This window comes from Chroococcidiopsis sp. (genome assembly GCF_051657925.1).
GTDB lineage: Bacteria > Cyanobacteriota > Cyanobacteriia > Cyanobacteriales > Chroococcidiopsidaceae > Chroococcidiopsis.
On record NZ_JBOFLP010000064.1, the window covers coordinates 1 to 18,143 of the forward strand.

Sequence of the window (18,143 nt, forward strand, 5' to 3'; positions counted from 1 at the left end):
CTGCGGCATAAGCTATACTCAGAACTTGCTCGTTAGTGGCGCTACCTGGTAGTTCTATTCGCTCTGCACGTAAAGAGATCGTTCTGCCATCGTGACTGGATGCGATCGCCACTGGAGATTTACCCAACTCTGCTCGCACGGATTTAGGTATAAAGGTAAAACCTAGAGGTAAGGTATCGGTGACGACAACATTTTTCAGCGGGCTGCTGCTGAGATTTTTGACTGAGAGACGATAGATAACTGTATCTCCAGGCTCGGCTGTAGCGCGATCGCCTGTTTTGACAACTTGTACTTCTTGCGCTTGACAGACGCTTGTATTCAAATCCAAAACGGCTAAGACTAATCCAATTCGTTCGGCATTTTCAATATCAATAGTTCCGTTGACAGACGTACGATTGTCTGTAGAACTAATCGGTTTGCCATCTAAAGAAGTAGCGGTATAAGCAACAACTCTTTCGTCCCGTTCTCCAATTGTTAGCTTGATGCGGCGCTCGTCATAAATTGATTTACTGGGGGGACGGATTAATAAGATATAAGTTTTACCGCGATCCAGCTGACCCCGCTGAGGGTCAAGGAGGAAATTATAAGTTCCTTCTTTGCCATTGGTGAGGAAAAAAGGATTGCTATTTTCTGTATTTGGTTCTAATCCCTTAGCAATATTATTACCAGAAATATCTGGAGATTCTGTACGAGTTAAAGCCGCAGGTTCGGCAATTTCTGTACCAGTTGAATCTTGAGAATTTGATTCGTATAAACCAATACTAAATCCTGTATAATCAGGCAAAGTTTCACCCGCACAACCTGTGATTTTTCCTAAAGGATCGATCAATCCTCCAATTGAGGTAGAAATTTGATTAGTTATAGTTTGAATTGATTGTGGAGTATCCGATTTATCGTTAACAAACTCATAGCTATAAGTTGCTTGATTAGCAATTTGAACTGCTACCCCTGCTTGAATAAGACCAGTTAATAAAGTTTCTAAGACAGCCCCAGCTAAAAGAGCTGTTGCTATTGGTCGCAACCAATAATTAAAAAATCGGTTCGGAGGTTGCATTTGCGTTCAGAGAATTATTGTTTTGTTTGCCCGCGATCGGAGGACGAGCTAATATTGAACTAGGTCGAGAGTGTAATAGCGATCGCTTTATTTCAGAAGCAATTTGAGCAGTATTGTTTTGACCTAGTAGAGTTTTTAGATCCCCCCTGCCCCCCTTAAAAAGGGGGGTTTGACCTTTCAAAGTCCCCCTTTTTAAGGGAGATTTAGGGGGATCGCTCTTTCAAAGTCCCCCTTTTTAAGGGAGATTTAGGGGGATCGCTCTTTCAAAGTCCCCCTTGTGAAGGGGGATTTAGGGGGATCGCTCTTTCAAAGTCCCCCTTATTAAGGGGGATTTAGGGGGATCGATGCTCGTGTAAAAGTTCCGAACTCCGAATTTATTTCACCTTGACTTGATAAGCCGCACCAAGCATTTTGGTAGAATCAACCGCTTGGGCAAATTTCCAGCGAATGTGAGTGTAGAGTTCTGCTGGTGCTGGCTCAGTTTTAACCTTACCGTCAGCCAATTTGACTTTTACAATGGGTTTTTCTACAAAACTCTTGCCATTATCGATGCTGTAAGTAACCGCAACCCCAGGATGATTGACACTGACAGAATTCAAAATATACGTCGTCTGTTTGGGAATTGGTTGAGTTAATACGAGATTTTTGACTGGGCGATCGCCACTATTAGCACCACGCACAGTATAGCGAATCACGTCCCCTGGAAAAACTGTAACTTTTCCCCGCATTGCTTGCCAGGACGCTTTTGGCTTGCCCTGAGCATCTTTCTGCATGACTCGCTTTTCTGCCATCAGATTTAACTGTACGGGGCGTTGAGATTGAATATTTTGAGCTGCTGCTTTTGGCTGTTGTTGGGCGCTAACGATGCGATCGCCTAAAGGTGCAGACAATAATACAGCAATAGCTAAGCCAAACATTGACAAATGTTTCATTGTGACAGTCTCCTGATGATTTAAATCCATCAATTAATTTGCCCATTCAAGGCACGGCTCTAACAGAGAGATAGGAATATTGCAAAACACGTGAGGCTACAATTCGCGAAACTACACAGGCAAAGCCAGATAAGCACGGATTCAAAAGCATTGAATTTCTTGAGTCCGCGCCAGCGGACTTTAACTGTGTAGTTGCGAATTCTATTCGTCTCAGCTATTTCACTAGCCGCTGGAACTTGAAGTTGCCTTGTGGTGTTCCTGCCGTACTATTCGGAGCTAAACTACCGATAAAGTTGACATAGCCGCTATTGATCTCGGCTTCAGGTACGCCAGAACCAGGATTTCCCGTATCGATCGTACTGTTGTAGAAGCTGACAGTTCCTTGTGTCGCAACTGCCTTGGTCAGGACGTGGGATGTAGTTGCAGCCCAAGTACCATTTCTGGGATTTGTTGTATCGCCAGTACCATCTTCAAAGATCCTGAAGTTGCTAGCATTCAGTTGAACGCTACCGCTACCACCAGTAGAAGCAGGAGTTGAGATGTTTTCGTAAGAAATCCGATACTCGATCTTCCAACCAGGTTGTGGTCTTGCTGGATTCGTCGTAAATCCATCTGGATCGGTAATCGTATTGTTATTTGCATCTACAGTAATCGGATTACCAGCATCATCCAAAATCCGAGCTTCTTTTGTCAGCTTCACGAAGCCCGTGTACGTTCTGACAACTTTCATGTTGAAGATACTTTCAGCTGTGGAAGCAGATGAACTCCGGTCAAACTCATTGTTACCACCTTCATCGACAAACGCCACGATCGCCACTGGATAGGCTGTGTTTTGAGCAGCACCACCGCCAAGATTCACTGTCACTGTGTAGTCAATACTGACCTGACCGTTGAGCGTAGTGAGTTTGACTACAGAAGAACCAGCCTGAAGGGTAAAAGTATTAGTCCCGCTATCCCATTCATATATGGCTATTTGTCCACCAGACTCGATCTTGACGGTCGTACCATCTGGTAAGGTTGCGTTTGTACCGTAACCAGTATTGGGGTCTTGCTGGTTATCAGCCGTGCTATCTGCTACGTAATCGGCTTGTGCAGCGGGAATTGGCTTCAGAACTACGTTGTTGAGTCCAAGCGAGTTGGGGTTTCTTACCGTGCTGTTGAAGACCAGATCGCCAGTCTCGGCATCGGTAAGTGTATCGGTAGGATTTTTACCTACTGGCGGCGAAATTGCCTGGTTCACGTAGTCAGTCTGGTTAGATCCTCCTGGACCTGTTGCCCCCGGAACTCCTCTCGGTCCGGTCAAAATGCTTCCAGGTGGGTCAATAGAAAATAGGTTAACTTCACCATCAGCACCCGTACCCTGGTTACTTTGAGGATTATTGACGGTTTGGCTGCTGGAGTCACTACCGTAAGTAGCAAGAGCTATACCATCATCATTGAGGGGATCGAAGCCACCTGCACCGTCAGCATATGGAGTCGTAGTATCCTCAAAGTTATTGGGGAATTGGTCGCCGGATTCATCATAGATAATCCGGTTAAGATCGCTATCTCCTTGGGTATGACCGAAGGATTGAGCAATATTCAGGATTTGACCGCCAGTAAAGCCCGTGACTGTCCTCACCTGGAACTGAAAGCCGTTTGTATCGGCAAGTGTAGAAGATCCAGCAGTCATTATACCAGTACGGACAACGCCAATCCGTTTCACTGCATCTGCTTGAGCTTGAGTTGTAGGTGCAGTGGTCGTCCAGTTGGCATTGAGGGCTGTTGCGTTAGCCGCCGCAGGGTCGTCATTGCTATACACTACAGTCCAGCCTGAAGGTGCAGTTGGTAGGAAACTAACATCCAAAACTGTACTTGTCGGAATGACATCAGAAACTAAAATCACATTTCCAGTAGGAGCGCCTGCACCCGTAATGGAGTTAGCTAGAGCTGTTCCTTCCAAATTACCTACAGCAATGGAGGCATCATTAGGGTAGGAACCTTCAACGCGCAGGTCTAAGCGATAACGAATCTGGTCGTCATCGAGTCCTGAAGTATTTGGAGTATATAGAGAGCGAGTTTTGAGTACAGTTGCCAGAGCGCGGGTAGTGACCTGCGTTCCTAAAGGAATCGTCTGAAATGCTGCTGCTTCCCGTTCTCCATTCGCCGGACCTAAATTTCTAGGAGCTGGTTCGGATGTAATGTCAGCAGTCCGTACATCATCGACAGTAGTAGCATCCGCTACATATGGGATGTTCTGGCGATTCTGCGTTCCTGGGTCAGCAGTGTTACCGAATTGCACGCTAATTGGATTCGTTGCTACGGTTGCTGTAACTGTGACAGGAACTTTTACGACTATGCCTTCATTAACATCGATCGCCCCATTAAAAGCAGCATATCCTGCGCCTTGGATGGCAGCGATGAAGGCAGCGTTATCTGTCTGCACGCCAGCATCAGGAACGAGAACTGGAGATGTCAGCACAACTCCGTTAATCTCTGTGATGTAAACGTGACCGGCGTAGTTACTATCAGGGTCAGCGATGTTTGCAATCTGACCGCCAACAATACGACCACCTGAATTCAGGACAGTTTTACCTGGAATATAGAAGGCAGTGGTATCGTTACCGACGTTGGTAATCGTAAAGTTAAAGTCTAGAATATCTCCGTTGGAGACACTGCTACCGTTCCTATCAACAGGTGTCGCTCCAGTAACGGCAATACCTGCAACCTCTGCTACCGTGATGATGACTTCGTTAGAAGTTGCATTTATCGTACCAGGGTTACTAGGGTCTTCATATGTAGCAGTCGCTTTGTTTTTGATCTCAGTCCCCGCACCCGTGAGTGGCGCAGTCGGTACAGACTGTGCCAGAACAGGTGCAGTCATATTAAAAGTGCCACCCATTAACAAGGCAGCTACGAGCAGTTGGCGATAAAGCCGTTTGGTTTGAGTGTTCATATTTCCACAAAGTTCAGATCTTCAATAACTAACCACTGTCGGGTTAGTCTCACACCGTTAGACAAATTACACAGTTAGACAAAACTCATAGCTGAGGTTTTCTCAGCAAGACCATGACAAAATTTGAGCTGAGAAGCCGCAGCAAAATAAAATTTTCTCGAAATCTCCTTTTTAGTAGTGCCAAATTTCAGTCTTGTGGTAGAGGTCGAATTTACTACAGATTTATCTTGTCCGAGATGGTTGTAAACTACCTGAAGACAAATACGGAAGTTATTTTCAACAGATATACTTCGATCGCCTCTGAATTCTGTGTAAATGAGTTTAGATGGTGGCAAAAATTCAGTGCAATTACCGATCGTTTCTCTGAAATGACGATGGAATCGTGCAATTTACACGCTTGACAAAACACAAGTCGCGATCTCTACTGAGATGTATGCAGACTACACTTATGTGTTTACACTGCAATGAAGAATTAAATGTGTTGAATTACGGCTTCTATCTAAAAGTAAATTTTTTTGTCAAAAATTCGTACTCCAAAATAAAACTAGATCTCAGTACAATCACACAAATTGGCATAGATTTAATGGCGAGCGCTAGAGAATTTTTACTATTTTTTAAGTTTTTCTCAAACTTATCTTTCTCTTCACAAATTCTTTAACAAAACACACAAACATTCAAGTAATCCTACCGAACTAAATCAATACATTACGAAGCCATGATGTTTTTTAACAAAACTTTTACATTTCTCGCCGCCCCATGTTACTCGCACCTCCCTCCTTAAGTCACTCAGTCACAATCGTAATTCCTTGCTTGAATGAAGAAGGTAATTTGGAAAAACTTTTTCATACGCTCGATCGCACTTTTCAAAATCTAGGCTTTACTCTACCAGTACTTTTAATTGATGACGGCAGCACAGACAGCACTCCTCAAATTCTGATGCAGTTATGTTGCCAATATGCTTATTTAAAAACGATTCGGCATCCCCAAAAGCGCGGTGTTACCGGAGTTTGGAAAACGGCGATCGCCCACGTCAATACAGAATGGATTTTCTGGGGACAAGCCGATTTAGAGTCGGATTTTCAGACTGACTTACCTTTATTATTAGAAGCTTGCGTACCAGGAGTTGATGGCGTTGCCGGATGGCGACAGCAGCGCGGTGATGGCAAAGTTATGGCTTCTAAATTTGCTAATCTTGCCTGTCGCATGTCCTTTGGTCTGAAAATTCATGACATGAATTGGATCAAACTCGTGCGCCGCGACATTCTCACCAAAGTTCCATTTGACGTTGTTACCCATCGCTACCTTTTGGCGATCCTGGCAGGCTGGGGATATAAGATTACAGAGGTTCCTACTCCTTGGCATCCACGCTTTTCTGGACAGAGTAAATTTGGGCGCGGACGGTTGGTGACATCAGCCATGAACTTTTCTCGGACTTGGTGGTGGTTCCATGTAGAAAATCGCTTACTCTTACCGTTCCAATACATTCCCGCCATGTTCAAAGCAGTTGATGTTGGGTTTCGTGCGGGTAAAGAAGCTTTCGATATGCAAGTCAACCGCGATCGCGTAGCGAGTAATTCTTGAATTTATTAATTTTTGTAGAGACGTTACATGTAACGTCTCTACAATTCCCCTTCATTTCCGACTCCTATCTCCTCATGAACAAACACATTCTCGTAATCAGTTCGGTATATCCTCAAAACGCAGAAGGCAATCACGGAGCTTTTGTGCGAGAGGCAATTTTACGCTGTCAATCTGCGGAAACCACGTTCTCAGTTTTTGCTCCAGCTTACGAAGGCAGTAAAAGCTATATATTAGATGGCGTGAAAGTTCATCGCTTTCGCTACTGTATCAAGCGGTTTGAAAATCTCGTCCGCGATGGAGCGCCGACTAAGTTGCAAAAACAGCCGCTTTATTTACTAGCAGCAGCGCTTTACATCCTTCTAGGTACGATTCAGTTATTTCTGGTGTGCTGCAAAGAAAAACCCGCCCTACTCCACGTTCACTGGGCTTTTCCCCACGGCTTGATGGCATTTCCTACTAGCAAGATCTTGGGCATTCCGATGGTGTTCAGTTTTCACGGAGCCGAACTTTTACTTGCAAATAAATTCCGCTTTGTCTCATCAATTCTGCGCTGGCTTACGCCCCATGCCAACAGCGTCACTGCCAATTCTTCTTTCACGCTAGGATTGGTACGCAAAATTTATGCTGGCGCAGTCACCGTAATTCCCTATGGTTTGACAATTGAGGCAAAACCGCCCAAACAACGTGCAGTAGGGGAGATTCCTCAATTACTTTTTGTTGGCAGACTGGACGAACGTAAGGGATTGCGATATCTGTTGGAAGCTTTGACACTGATTTTAAAACAACAGCCCGTGTGCTTAAAGGTGGTTGGTAAGGGAATCCTAGAAACAGAGATTAAATCTCAGTGTCAAGATATGGGTTTAGATAACGTGGTAGACTTCCTCGGTTTCGTCAGTAAAGAAGAATTGGCAGATGCATATGCTTCCTGCGATATCTTTGTCCTACCTGCCATTGTAGATAGCAAAGGCGATACCGAAGGCTTAGGAATTGTGATGATAGAAGCCTTAGCCCACGAAAAGCCTGTGGTTGCTAGTGCGGTTGGTGGCATTGGCGATGTCATCCGTTCTGGAGTCACTGGTCTATTAGTACCCCAAAAAGACCCTTACGCATTGGCAACAGCAATCTTGAAACTACTGGCTGAACCCAATCTCGCTCAACAGCTAGGACGGCAAGGCTTACAAGATGTTCAAGTTCGGTTTGGCTGGTCGCGGATCGTTCCTCTGTGGCAAGAGGTATTTAGCTCCGCCTTGGCTAATACTGCGCCGACGCTCTCTCAAACAGTAAAATTATGATTCGTTCTCATCCATTATTTTCTCGTGCTGTTTTGACAACTCTCGTAGCAGCACCATTGGGAATTATGGCGGTTCTAGCGATCGCCGTACTCGTGCCAGCGACCAAAAATCCAGAGTCGAAAATCTACGCTTCTGGAATTGGTTATCCGGCATTGCAACGATTAACTGGTAAACCGATCGCGGTTAAAACTATACCCGTAGCGCCAAAAACTTTAGAGGATAACGTAGCTGCGCCTGGGGAGTCGGTGGCGCTGCATAAAATAGACCTCCGCCCGCAGGTATCAGGACCAGTAGAACAGGTTTACGTTGAGGAAGGGCAGTCAGTACGACGAGGACAGCCATTAGTTCAGTTTCAGCAAGAAGCTTACAAAAATGCTGTTGATGCTGCCCGTAACAATGCCGCTATTTCGGAAATGGCTCTGCTGAACTTACAAAAGTCAGCGCCAGTGAAATTAGCCAAGCTAAAAACTGATGTCGAACTTGCCAAACATCGATTGGCGATCGCATCAACTAAAGTGCAAGATATGAATTCCTTAGTTGAGAAGGAACTCAAAGACCAAGTAGTTGATGGCGAGCATAGGTTAGCAATTGCTGAAAAGAAACTGCAACAAATGAGTTCCTTAGTACAAGCAGGAGCTATTTCTAAATTTCAGCTCTACGACATTCAAGATAGTTATTTAGCGCGAAAGAAAGACTTAGATTCTACAAAACGGCAAACAATTAACGCCCAAATTCAGTTATACGGCAGCCAAGACTTTTACACGACATTGCAACAAAACTTGCTTGGCGCTCAGCAAGAACTGGCACATACGCAACAAGAGATCGATAACGAATTGGGCAATGCTCGTCTGAAGCTACAAAACGACAAAATAGCCCTACAAAATGCTCTGAAAAATTTACACAATACAGTGCTTTACGCACCGATGGACGGTTTAGTTAGTTGGGTTAATATCGATCGCGGCGAGTTAGCAGGGGTACGCGCCAGCCGTCCGTTAGTCAGTATATCTAAAGATTTTGCAATTAGGGCTTATATCGACCAAGCGCAAATCAACGCGATAAAAGTTGGAGATCTGGCGACGGTACGTTTGATGTCTTATCCTGGTCGCACCTTCCAAGGAAAAGTGATTCGCCTCAACCCAACTATTTTAACCAGTGCGGGTAAACGTCCTAAAGGTGGAATCGATCGCCGTTATACTTACTCCGTTTGGATTGCCGTTGACGATCTGCAAATGGCAGCTGGCTTGCAGGGATACGTTCAATTCAATAAAGACAAAGCTAATTTAGCAATTCCAGAAAGTGCAGTCATCCATTTATCTGGTGGCGAAGGCATGGTAATGGTTGCCGAGGCAGGTCAAGCGGTTGTTAAACCAGTCCAGATGGGTAGAATATTCGACAACCAACGGGAAATTCTGGCAGGGTTAACGCCAGGGGAACAGGTTGTACTTTCTCCTAGAGGGATAAATCCAGGCGATCGCTTAGAAGTCAAAAGTCAAAAGTCAGAAGTCAAAAGTCAAAACTGAGGAGATAAAGGGGACAAGGGAGACAAGGAGGACAAGGAAGACAAGGGGGAGATTATAGCCACTAGCCACACCCTACTCACTGCTCACTTCTAAAGGCAAACAATGAATAATTTGCTTCATTATCTGAATACCATTTTATCAATATTGGCTGGTAGATTACCTGTGACTGAACCGCTCATAAATGGTCAATCTCAAGTCAAAAAGGTGGTTTGGTATAACTGGTTTGAGCGCACGAGACTTACTTTTCTGGTTGCAGCTTTTGCTTTATTTTTGGGAGTAAAATCTCCTTGGTATAGTTTACCTGATGAAGCTTTAAAGACATTCGACACCAATCTTATTATCGCCAATCTAGGTAGGGCGATCGCCTTATTGTTTGCTCTTTTAACTGGGGCGATCGCACTTTGGTTTAGTCGCAGTCGCGCCGCTCGAATGCTGTTCTGGAGCGGATTATTTGTTGTGCTACTTTTTCCTTACTTTATTACTACCTGGTCGCCTACTATGGCTTTTTTGAGTGCGGCTTACTATAAACAAGGGGTAGAAGCCACTCATCACGTTCAAAGAAATTTTCCGAAAATTCAGTCTCAGTGGAAACAGAATATCACTTTAAGTCAACCAGAACCAATCAAATCAATTGCTTCTTTTTCTATTAAAGATAGTCGCTTTTTTCAAATGTCATCCTGGGATCTAATTTGGGTCGAGGGATTTGGTTATAGTAACAATTTTTTTGCTTACATTGGTCGCGGTTGGAGTGCGACTGTTGCTGGTTTAGTTATTGGTTTAATGGCATTTTATTTAGGATTGGCAGAGCGAAGCTTTAACGCTTTGATATCAGATATGAGTAGGTTTTTACCTTGGGCGGGAGTCGCGATCGCCTTAGTAGTTGTCTCAATGCTATTACCCAATTTCATCGATCGCCACTTAGATACGCTATATGCTCAGGGTCAGTATCGCCCAGTTGTCACTATTAGCAAGATTTTAAAAACTTGTTATCCGCCTTTGCAAGGCGATACGGAATTTCTGCGACGTGAGGCAGAAGCCGGATTTTATGCTAACCAGCCAGATCCAACCGCGATCGAATTTGTCAAGGGATTAGAAAGCTATCGACGCAAAGATTTCATCCGCGCCGAAGAGTATTTCCAAAATGCATTAGCAACGCAACCGCACAACTTTTTGGTGAGGGAATATCTCACGACAAGTATCTTAAACCAAGGAGTGACCTATTTTAACGGTGCGAACAGCCCCACAAACCATCAGACGGGGTTAGCAATAGAGCGTTTTGAACGGGCATTGCAGATTTTTCCGGCTCATATCGAAGCGCTTTACGACTTAATGCTGGCTAGAGCTGCTAATGGTGAATTCGATCTCTCGGCATCAGTGGCGCGACAAATTATCGAGACGCAAGAGTATCCCCAGCAAAGCAATTTAGCTTTACTGGGTCAAGCGTATCTGCACAACTCTTGGGCGAGCTACCATGATGGCAATATCGAAAAAGCCTGGGAGCAGTATCGCCAATCGATTGACAACAAAGCTTGGAAGGACTCTGGCGAGGCTCAAGAATGAAGCGTTTAAACCGTTGGCTATCGCTCGGATTAGTCTTAATCCTAGGCTTTTTGTTGGGTATATCGGGATTTTCTGTTTGGGATAAAAGCCCTGCTGCTGCCGAACGCGTTGCTTGGTCTGCCCAAACACAGTGGATTGCGCCCCAAGCACCAACATATCGTTTTTATGCCCGTCGGTCTTTTTTCCTGAATGACGTTCCCGCAGCAGGCTGGTTGCGGTTGAGTGCCGACAACGATTTCATTCTTTATGTCAACGGACGGGCGATCGCTAGAGACAGAAATATTCTCTATCATTCTCTGGGCTTGGGAAGTCGCTTTACCGAAGAGTTCCAAAGAGCAAATGATAGCGTCGCTTACCGTTCGCGGGGTTACGATTGGATTCAGCTTGCCAATGCGAAAGATTGGAAATTAACTACTTATGTTGACTTGACTCGTCACCTCCAATCTGGGAGAAATACGATCGCGATCGAGGTGCAAAAAAGTCGGCAAAATCCGCGTGTCGTAGTTGAGGGCGCTGTCTATCCCTTATCTACATCACCCGCAATCGATCTGGCGACAGGCACAACACCTTGGCTAGTCTCAAATCTCAACGAAGCCCACAATGGTTTACTTTGGTTCGATCGCGACTTCCCTGATGAAAGTTGGTCTTCAGCCAAGGCAATTGGTTCGGTGCGCGAAGGAACTTATAATCGCCTCAGTCCAAGACTGTTTGATCGCTTGCTAGAGGGCAATTGGATTACCGGAATCGAAAGTACCCAAGGAGAAGTGTGGCTGAGAAGTGATTGGCAGATACCGCAACATCAATTTTCCCGTGCCTTCATTCGGTTTGCAGGAGATGGGAAGTATGCTTTGCTGATTAACGGCTTATTGGTCAACCGCTACGAAGCCGAGCATAATAATGAATTGCACATGTATGAGGTGACAAATTTTCTTAAACCTGGCAGCAATACCCTGGCTGTACATTTAACCCGACCCCTGCACCAACTTGGTGCAGCGGCTCCATTTAACCCGCTGGGATTTTTCTTGGATGGCTGGGCAGAAACAAAGTCACACGCAATTATTGCACCTATTGCCACGAATAACACTTGGAAGACTCTGGAGCAGCCTGTATCTGGCTGGTTCAAAGGTGAAGGTGAAGCACAAGCAGCACAGGTTTTGGGTTCGCCAGACGTACAAAAGTTGGAACGCACGTTTGAGGGCGATGCATATCTGCTGAATTATCCCGATTATCTCTGGCACTTTTGGCTGTGGCAATTAGCAGGTGTAGGTTGTGCTGTAGCGATCGCCTGGAGTCTCGGTAGATTTTGGCTGGGCGATCGCCATAGCTGGTGGAATAGCTTAGGCGCTGGGGCAGAGCTGTTATTACCTGGAACGCTGTTTCTCATTGGAATTGGTTTACTCAAGCACCGCTATGCAGAAGCAGAACGGGGACTGCTGTTTTTTCAACAACAGAGCGATTCACTCATCTTGCTAGGGTTTTTAGTCGTCGTGTTGCTGACGCTGCTGTGGAGTTGGCGGGAAAGAAAACTAGCTTGCTTGGGGCTGTGGTTGCCTATGGGGTTAACTGCCTTTGTCAGCTTGAGTTTAGTCGGTAGCGTTGGGGTATCTCCAGCAAGTATGTGCTTAATTTTGTTTGGGTTTGGGGCGATCGCCCTGTATATCTTACTTCCCAGCCGCACGCGCCACGACTTCATCAATCGATTGACAACAGCTTACCAAGCGTATTCTCCTGCTTGGAATCAATGGTTAATTCTAGGTGCGATTGTCGCGATCGGTTTTGTGGTTAGAACCTATAACCTTGGTTTCGTAGACCTTGATGCAGATGAAAATACTTCTTTAGATGCAACTAGAGGAATTCTGCGTACAGGTGCGCCTCAAGCAACGTCTGGTATTTGGTATACCCGCTCTCCAGCCTATCACTACATGCTGGCGCTGTGGCTGCGGCTGCTAGGGGACTCAGTTGTGAATGCTCGGTTTTTATCGGTACTTTGGGGTACAGCCACTTTAATTTTAGTCTTTATCCTCACCCGCAAAATTACTGGAAAAGCTTGGATAGCTCTCATCGTCACGGTAATCTTAGCTTTCGATCCGTCACAAGTATACTTTTCTCGCTTTATTCGGTTTTACCAAGTCGTTCAATGCCTAAGTATTTTAAGTTTTTGGTTATTCCTCAAAGGATTTGTCGATCGCAGTGGTAGAGCTTACCAATATGGATTCTTTATTGCTTTGACATTAACAATTTTAAATCAAGAGGTAACTGTTACTTTATTGCCTTGCTTTTTGGTAGGATTTCTCTTTTTCTATCGACCTTTTCGCTGGGCAGACGATTGGCAAATTGTTGTCAGTAGTATCGTATCAATGGGAATTATTGCTTACGATCTTGTTTTCTTTTCGATTCGATGTTTAACTCCTTGGGTAGCTCTTTCTGACAGTACAGATGCTTATCTCAAAGTCCATTTCTTTAGCATTTCAGGACTAGTAAATAATTTTTTTGTTGGTCCCAGCCGAATGCATACTCTTTACAGTTTCTTCTTTTTGCTAGGTTGGATCTACTTTCTGAAGCGTCGAGATGGAAAAACATTGTTTTTGTTCAGCAGTGTTTCAATTAATTTGATATTACTTACCATTTTAATTTATCAAATTGCCACAAGATACACTTACCAAATTTATCCAATATTTATTTTGCTTGCTGTTTATAGTGCTGCTTGTATTGCCGAAAGTTTAGCCAGCAAGTTTGAAGTTTTTACGAGGAACTTGTTGCCGATTCGAGGAATTGCGATCGCTAGCATTCTCTTACTTTTAACTCTGAATGTAGAACCAAATCGAGTATTAGCTAGCTATCACGATGCACTCACTAGGCGTAACAATGAAGCATTCGCATATATTAGCAGTCACAGACAACCAGGTGATGTTGTAATTTCCACTTCTCCGGCTGCTGCTTCAACTGGTTTAGGCGGTCTAGATTACTTTATTCCAGGCAACATACGCTTTGATGTTTTCTATTGGAATAATGGTCGGGTGATCGATCGCTGGGGTGGTGGCAAATTAATTAGCAATTTAGATCAAATGAGCCATGTTTTAGAGAATTCTAAGCGCGTATGGCTGCATGTAGATAACCACACAGAAGGTAGATTTGAACCTGTATTTCGCGACTACATAGAAACCCTTGGTCAACCAATTATGGAAACCTTTGGAGCGCGGGTGCGGCTGTGGAAACCAGAAGATGGAATATTTCCACACGTACCTTATCAAGGCGGAGATTTAGGAGCCTATTAAACTTGTCACACCAATTCTATTTATTATTGAAAACTCCAATCTTCTATAGCCCCCCTTAAAAAGGGGGGTTGGGGGGATCTTCTGCGGCGTAGTCATCAAGAATTAGGAGCGCTACTGATAAATACTTATAACCCCTATAGGATTTCTATTTAATCTTTGAAATAGTAGTTTTGGTGGGCAATGCCCACCCTACACCTTATAACCTCTATCCATTAATTGTTAGCGCGATTCATTATTTTTTGAGGTAATTAAGTGAAGGTAAAACCAATATTTTTAATCAAAGTCATTGTTAGTGTAGGAGTACTAGCTTTAGTCTTGACTCGGATGGATTTTTATCAAATCTGGGTACAATTTCAGTACCTATCTCCATCTTTTATTATCTTTGCTTTGCTATTCTATACGGGTTGTCAATTGCTGAGTTGTTGGCGTTGGCAAGTTGTTTTGTGGTCTAGCGGACATTCTGCACCAATGAGTAGTTTGCTCAGTAGTTATTTTGCCGGAATGTTTTTGAATATTTTCCTCCCAGGCGCACTAGGCGGAGATGTATATCGAGTTTATCGAGTCGCGCAATCGACTAAAGATTCAGAAGTCGCACTTGTATCTGTTTTCCTAGAAAGATTTACAGGACTTGCTGCGCTTTCTGGGTTAGCAGTTATCGGTTTAGTTCCTGCTTTCAAATTAATTGGACGCTGGGATATTCTGCTCTTATTTGCAGCTTGTGTTGGCTCGCTAGTAGGAGCAGTTTTACTGATAGCAAGTCCAAAGTTATTAATTTGGGCAGAGCCTTGGCTCATAAAATTTCGTTTAAGTAATGTAGCAGCTCGTTTTGCGAAAATTCAAATTCTCTTACGCACATTCGCCCAACATCGCCAAGCTTTATTGTTATCAATGGGGCTGTCGCTATTACTACAACTGGCTATAGTTTATTACCATTACTTAGTTGCCCATCAGCTAAAAATTCCAATTTCTTATTTAGAACTCCTAGTTTTTATTCCAATTATTGTAGTAGTGACTTTACTACCAATATCTTTAGGTGGAATTGGATTAAAAGAGGGATTATGGGCTTATTTATTTAGTCGCATTGGTCTTTCAGTAGAACAAGCTCTATTGTTGTCTCTCACAATAACAGTCTTGGGTTGGATGTTAAGTTTGCCTGGAGCAGTTGTTTTACTGTTAGATTCTACAGGGCTTCAGCAAGTTAGACAAGGGAATAAATAGGTGATAACAAGTGAAAGTACGTAGTTTAGTATTGATAGCGCTGTTGTTGTTCTCAACAAATAAAGGAGAAAAAGCGATCGCCTCTCCATTAATTTTTGCAGATTCAGGCGATCGCATGTCTCAGTTCGATCTTGCTAAACGCCCGATTTCAACTCCCCCAACTCAAGGAAACAAAAAGCGTACAGATTTTAGCTACGAGTCATCCCATCTAATTAGCAATTATCTCTACCGTCGCCTTTCTCGGTCGTATGATGCTATATCACCGAGTGGCGCACATAGTGCCAACATCGACTGGGAACGCCACCGGACAAACAAATGGTATATTGAAGCGCAGCGCTACGGTGAAGGATTAATTATTGGTGGGTTAGTCAGCAACGATCCTAAAGCTATCCAAACGGGATTCAAAATGTTTGACTGGGGATTCAAGCAACAGGCTGCGGACGGTAGTTTTAAAGGAACAGGCGATCCCTTTCACAGTACATCGTTCTTTGTACAAGCAGTCTCTCATACTCTCCTAGTCATCCAGCAATCTCCCCATGCCAACAAATATGCTGCACAAATAGCACGCTACAAACCTCTGGTTAGACGTGCTGCCCGTTGGATGATTTCTCAAAATGTCTGGAAACAGGGAATTAAGCGAAACCAGCCTTACACCCATCGCCGATATGCAGTTGCAGTAGCCTTGGGGTTGACAAGCAAACTCACTGGGGATGCAGAGTTGATGAAATATGCCCGTCAGTCACTCCAAGAAGGCTTAGCTTTACAGCGTCCAAATGGCGTTAATCCAGAAAAAGGCGGCTATGACAGTAGTTATCAAATGGTAGGTGTAGTGTATGCTCAGAGGTGGGTGACTTACTTTCCAGAAGATCCCCTCACGCCAAAAGTCAAAACAGCGATTGAGAAAGCCTTAGCATGGCAGCAAACCAGAGTTTCAGCTTCAGGAGAAATTAGCACTAAGGGCAACACTCGCACCGCAGGGCAGGAAACCGGACGAACTGGTAAAGTGAAAGCAGTTGACCATAATATGGCAATTCGCGGGTTTGCTTACTGGGCGGCTGTAACGCAAAATCCAAAATGGGGTGCGATCGCTCAAAAAATTGCTAAATTTTATTATTAAAAGGGCGAGTTTATCAGAAATTTTCACACATCCATAAATCTTGCACAAATTCCTCTTCATCTGCGTTTATCTGCGTTTATCTGCGTTCCCATCTGCGTTTAATTTCACAAACAATCTACTAATGCCGCTAAGTCTAACAAACCCGCCCCTACAGTAATATGGCTATTGCCGATTAATCTGAATTAATTCGGTCAAAATACTATCTAAACTACCATTAACTTGAATGCGATCGATCTTTTCAGCAATTCGTTCTAACACCTCCAATTCCTTCAAACGCAAAGCTACAGGGTTATCTTCCATCACTTTTGCAGTATTCAACATGCTGCGAGTAGCTGCGGTTTCTTCTCTACGTCTAACTACGTTTGCTTGAGCAGCTTTTTCTGCTTCGACTACTTTACTCAAAATCGTCTTAATTTCACCAGGTAAAATAATATCTTTCACCCCCACAGAATCGACTTCAATTCCATAGTCTGCGGTTTTGCTGCGAATGTATTCCGCAACACTGCGATCGATCGCACCTTTATTTTCTAATAGTGCGTCCAAAGTTTGTTCGCCTACTGCTGCACGTAAAGCAAACTGTAATTCTTTGTACAAGAAAGTAGAAATATCTGCCAAGCCGTTTTTTGCTCTTAGTGGATCTTGAATGCGAAAACCAGCAGTTAAATTCAAGCGTAGAGGAACTTTATCTTTCGATAAAATATCTTGACCGGATACTTCGATATTTTGCAAGCGCAAGTCAATCACTTCAGTTTGAAACGAGCGTCCATATAACCACCAAGCATGTATTCCTGGCTCTAATAAAGCTTGAAATTCTTGATTGACATACAATAAACCAACGTGCTGCGCGGAGACTTCGCGAACGTGCAAACTGTTGTGACTCAGTAATAAAACGTCTTTAGAACCTGCTAGCAATTCTGCTACTAAATTAGGTGATAATTTGGCATCGTTACTAATATCAATTATTTCCACTGCCACACCTTGCCAAAACAACTTGCGGCTTGTGGGTGGCAAAATTGCAATAACTTTACCTAAATGCCGTACAATTGCGACTTGTCGATCTTGTAATTGGACGATTTCACAGTAGACTGAGACAAACTCAGGATGTTTTTCAATCAATACATCTTCTAGCGGAAAGTCTGGGTTAGGCACGATCCGGCTAAGAGTTCTGACTCCAACATCCCGATTTACAGTCCAAAAGGCATATTCCCCTTGTTCTAGAGGTCTAACGAAGTTATTTTGGACGTATAGTAAGCCAATTTCATATTCTGAAATTTGGAATTTTTTTAATCCGTTTATAGCAATGCTGCGTATTTGCTGGACAAATTCGGCAGGGAGTTCTAAACTTTCTTCTAAATTGAAAATATGAGATTCTACCTCAATAAAGCCACGCCAAAAAGCGCGTAGTTGATTTGGTGCAAGGCTTACCCAGTTTTGACCGCAGCGTACTAAAGCAGCTTGGTTAAATGTTGTTCTGATAATTAATAGATGCTCTTGTAATTCGGCTTCGTGGGTTCTGAGCAACAATTCTAAATTTTCAATTTTGGCTTCTGGCTGGTTCAAGTCATAAGTTTTGACTTGCCAATGGCGACCAAAATAAGTGTAAGTCCCTGGCTGCAAAATCTTTTTAAAATCGCTGCGGTGATATAAAATTCCGATTTC

11 protein-coding genes are annotated in these 18,143 nt (G+C 43.8%); 7 read left to right on the forward strand and 4 right to left on the reverse strand.

What is annotated here, in order from left to right; all coding sequences use genetic code 11:
- The 3 genes from ACRC32_RS04910 to ACRC32_RS04920 form a co-directional block, all read right to left on the reverse strand.
- On the reverse strand, nucleotides 1–1,054 hold a 1,054-nt coding region (locus tag ACRC32_RS04910), incomplete at its 3' end, for a DUF11 domain-containing protein (protein WP_438552936.1).
- A gap of 374 nt (nucleotides 1,055–1,428) precedes the next feature.
- Nucleotides 1,429–1,986: a hypothetical protein gene (locus tag ACRC32_RS04915; protein WP_438552937.1), complete on the reverse strand. Its 558-nt coding sequence runs from the start codon at nucleotides 1,984–1,986 to the stop codon at nucleotides 1,429–1,431.
- Between the two features lie 214 nt (nucleotides 1,987–2,200).
- Nucleotides 2,201–4,921: a hypothetical protein gene (locus ACRC32_RS04920; protein ID WP_438552938.1), complete on the reverse strand. Its 2,721-nt coding sequence runs from the start codon at nucleotides 4,919–4,921 to the stop codon at nucleotides 2,201–2,203.
- Nucleotides 4,922–5,677: 756 nt separating this feature from the next.
- Here ACRC32_RS04920 and ACRC32_RS04925 point away from each other — a divergent pair.
- The 7 genes from ACRC32_RS04925 (at nucleotide 5,678) to ACRC32_RS04955 (ending at nucleotide 16,484) form a co-directional block, all read left to right on the forward strand.
- A complete protein-coding gene (locus tag ACRC32_RS04925; protein ID WP_438552939.1) occupies nucleotides 5,678–6,502 on the forward strand; it encodes a glycosyltransferase family 2 protein in 825 nt (274 codons plus the stop codon).
- The gene (locus tag ACRC32_RS04930; protein WP_438552940.1) at nucleotides 6,499–7,794 is read left to right on the forward strand and encodes a glycosyltransferase family 4 protein; all 1,296 of its coding nucleotides are present in this window, start codon (nucleotides 6,499–6,501) and stop codon (nucleotides 7,792–7,794) included. The genes ACRC32_RS04925 and ACRC32_RS04930 overlap by 4 nt, the downstream gene beginning before the upstream one ends.
- Nucleotides 7,791–9,314 (forward strand): efflux RND transporter periplasmic adaptor subunit, encoded by a 1,524-nt coding sequence (locus ACRC32_RS04935; RefSeq protein WP_438552941.1) that lies wholly within the window; start codon nucleotides 7,791–7,793, stop codon nucleotides 9,312–9,314. The genes ACRC32_RS04930 and ACRC32_RS04935 overlap by 4 nt, the downstream gene beginning before the upstream one ends.
- 102 nt (nucleotides 9,315–9,416) lie before the next feature.
- On the forward strand, nucleotides 9,417–10,874 hold the full coding sequence (locus tag ACRC32_RS04940) for a tetratricopeptide repeat protein (protein ID WP_438552942.1): 1,458 nt from the start codon (nucleotides 9,417–9,419) through the stop codon (nucleotides 10,872–10,874).
- The gene (locus ACRC32_RS04945) at nucleotides 10,871–14,149 is read left to right on the forward strand and encodes a glycosyltransferase family 39 protein (protein ID WP_438552943.1); all 3,279 of its coding nucleotides are present in this window, start codon (nucleotides 10,871–10,873) and stop codon (nucleotides 14,147–14,149) included. The genes ACRC32_RS04940 and ACRC32_RS04945 overlap by 4 nt, the downstream gene beginning before the upstream one ends.
- 252 nt (nucleotides 14,150–14,401) lie before the next feature.
- Nucleotides 14,402–15,367 carry a lysylphosphatidylglycerol synthase transmembrane domain-containing protein gene (locus ACRC32_RS04950; protein ID WP_438552944.1) on the forward strand — a complete coding sequence of 322 codons (966 nt, stop codon included), beginning with the start codon at nucleotides 14,402–14,404 and terminating at the stop codon, nucleotides 15,365–15,367.
- 10 nt (nucleotides 15,368–15,377) lie between these two features.
- The gene (locus ACRC32_RS04955) at nucleotides 15,378–16,484 is read left to right on the forward strand and encodes a hypothetical protein (RefSeq protein ID WP_438552945.1); all 1,107 of its coding nucleotides are present in this window, start codon (nucleotides 15,378–15,380) and stop codon (nucleotides 16,482–16,484) included.
- A 162-nt stretch (nucleotides 16,485–16,646) separates the two neighbouring features.
- On the opposite strand, the gene ACRC32_RS04960 is transcribed toward ACRC32_RS04955, so the two are convergent.
- Nucleotides 16,647–18,143 (reverse strand): slipin family protein (locus ACRC32_RS04960; RefSeq protein WP_438552946.1); only part of this gene is annotated, 1,497 nt, incomplete at its 5' end.

What these genes read in the sequence shown, in the direction of transcription:
- ACRC32_RS04915 (WP_438552937.1), bottom strand. Translation starts at nt 1,986, where the DNA reads ATGAAACATTTGTCAATGTTTGGCTTAGCTATTGCTGTATTATTGTCT.
- ACRC32_RS04920 (WP_438552938.1), bottom strand. Translation starts at nt 4,921, where the DNA reads ATGAACACTCAAACCAAACGGCTTTATCGCCAACTGCTCGTAGCTGCC.
- ACRC32_RS04925 (WP_438552939.1), top strand. Translation starts at nt 5,678, where the DNA reads ATGTTACTCGCACCTCCCTCCTTAAGTCACTCAGTCACAATCGTAATT.
- ACRC32_RS04935 (WP_438552941.1), top strand. Translation starts at nt 7,791, where the DNA reads ATGATTCGTTCTCATCCATTATTTTCTCGTGCTGTTTTGACAACTCTC.
- ACRC32_RS04940 (WP_438552942.1), top strand. Translation starts at nt 9,417, where the DNA reads ATGAATAATTTGCTTCATTATCTGAATACCATTTTATCAATATTGGCT.
- ACRC32_RS04945 (WP_438552943.1), top strand. Translation starts at nt 10,871, where the DNA reads ATGAAGCGTTTAAACCGTTGGCTATCGCTCGGATTAGTCTTAATCCTA.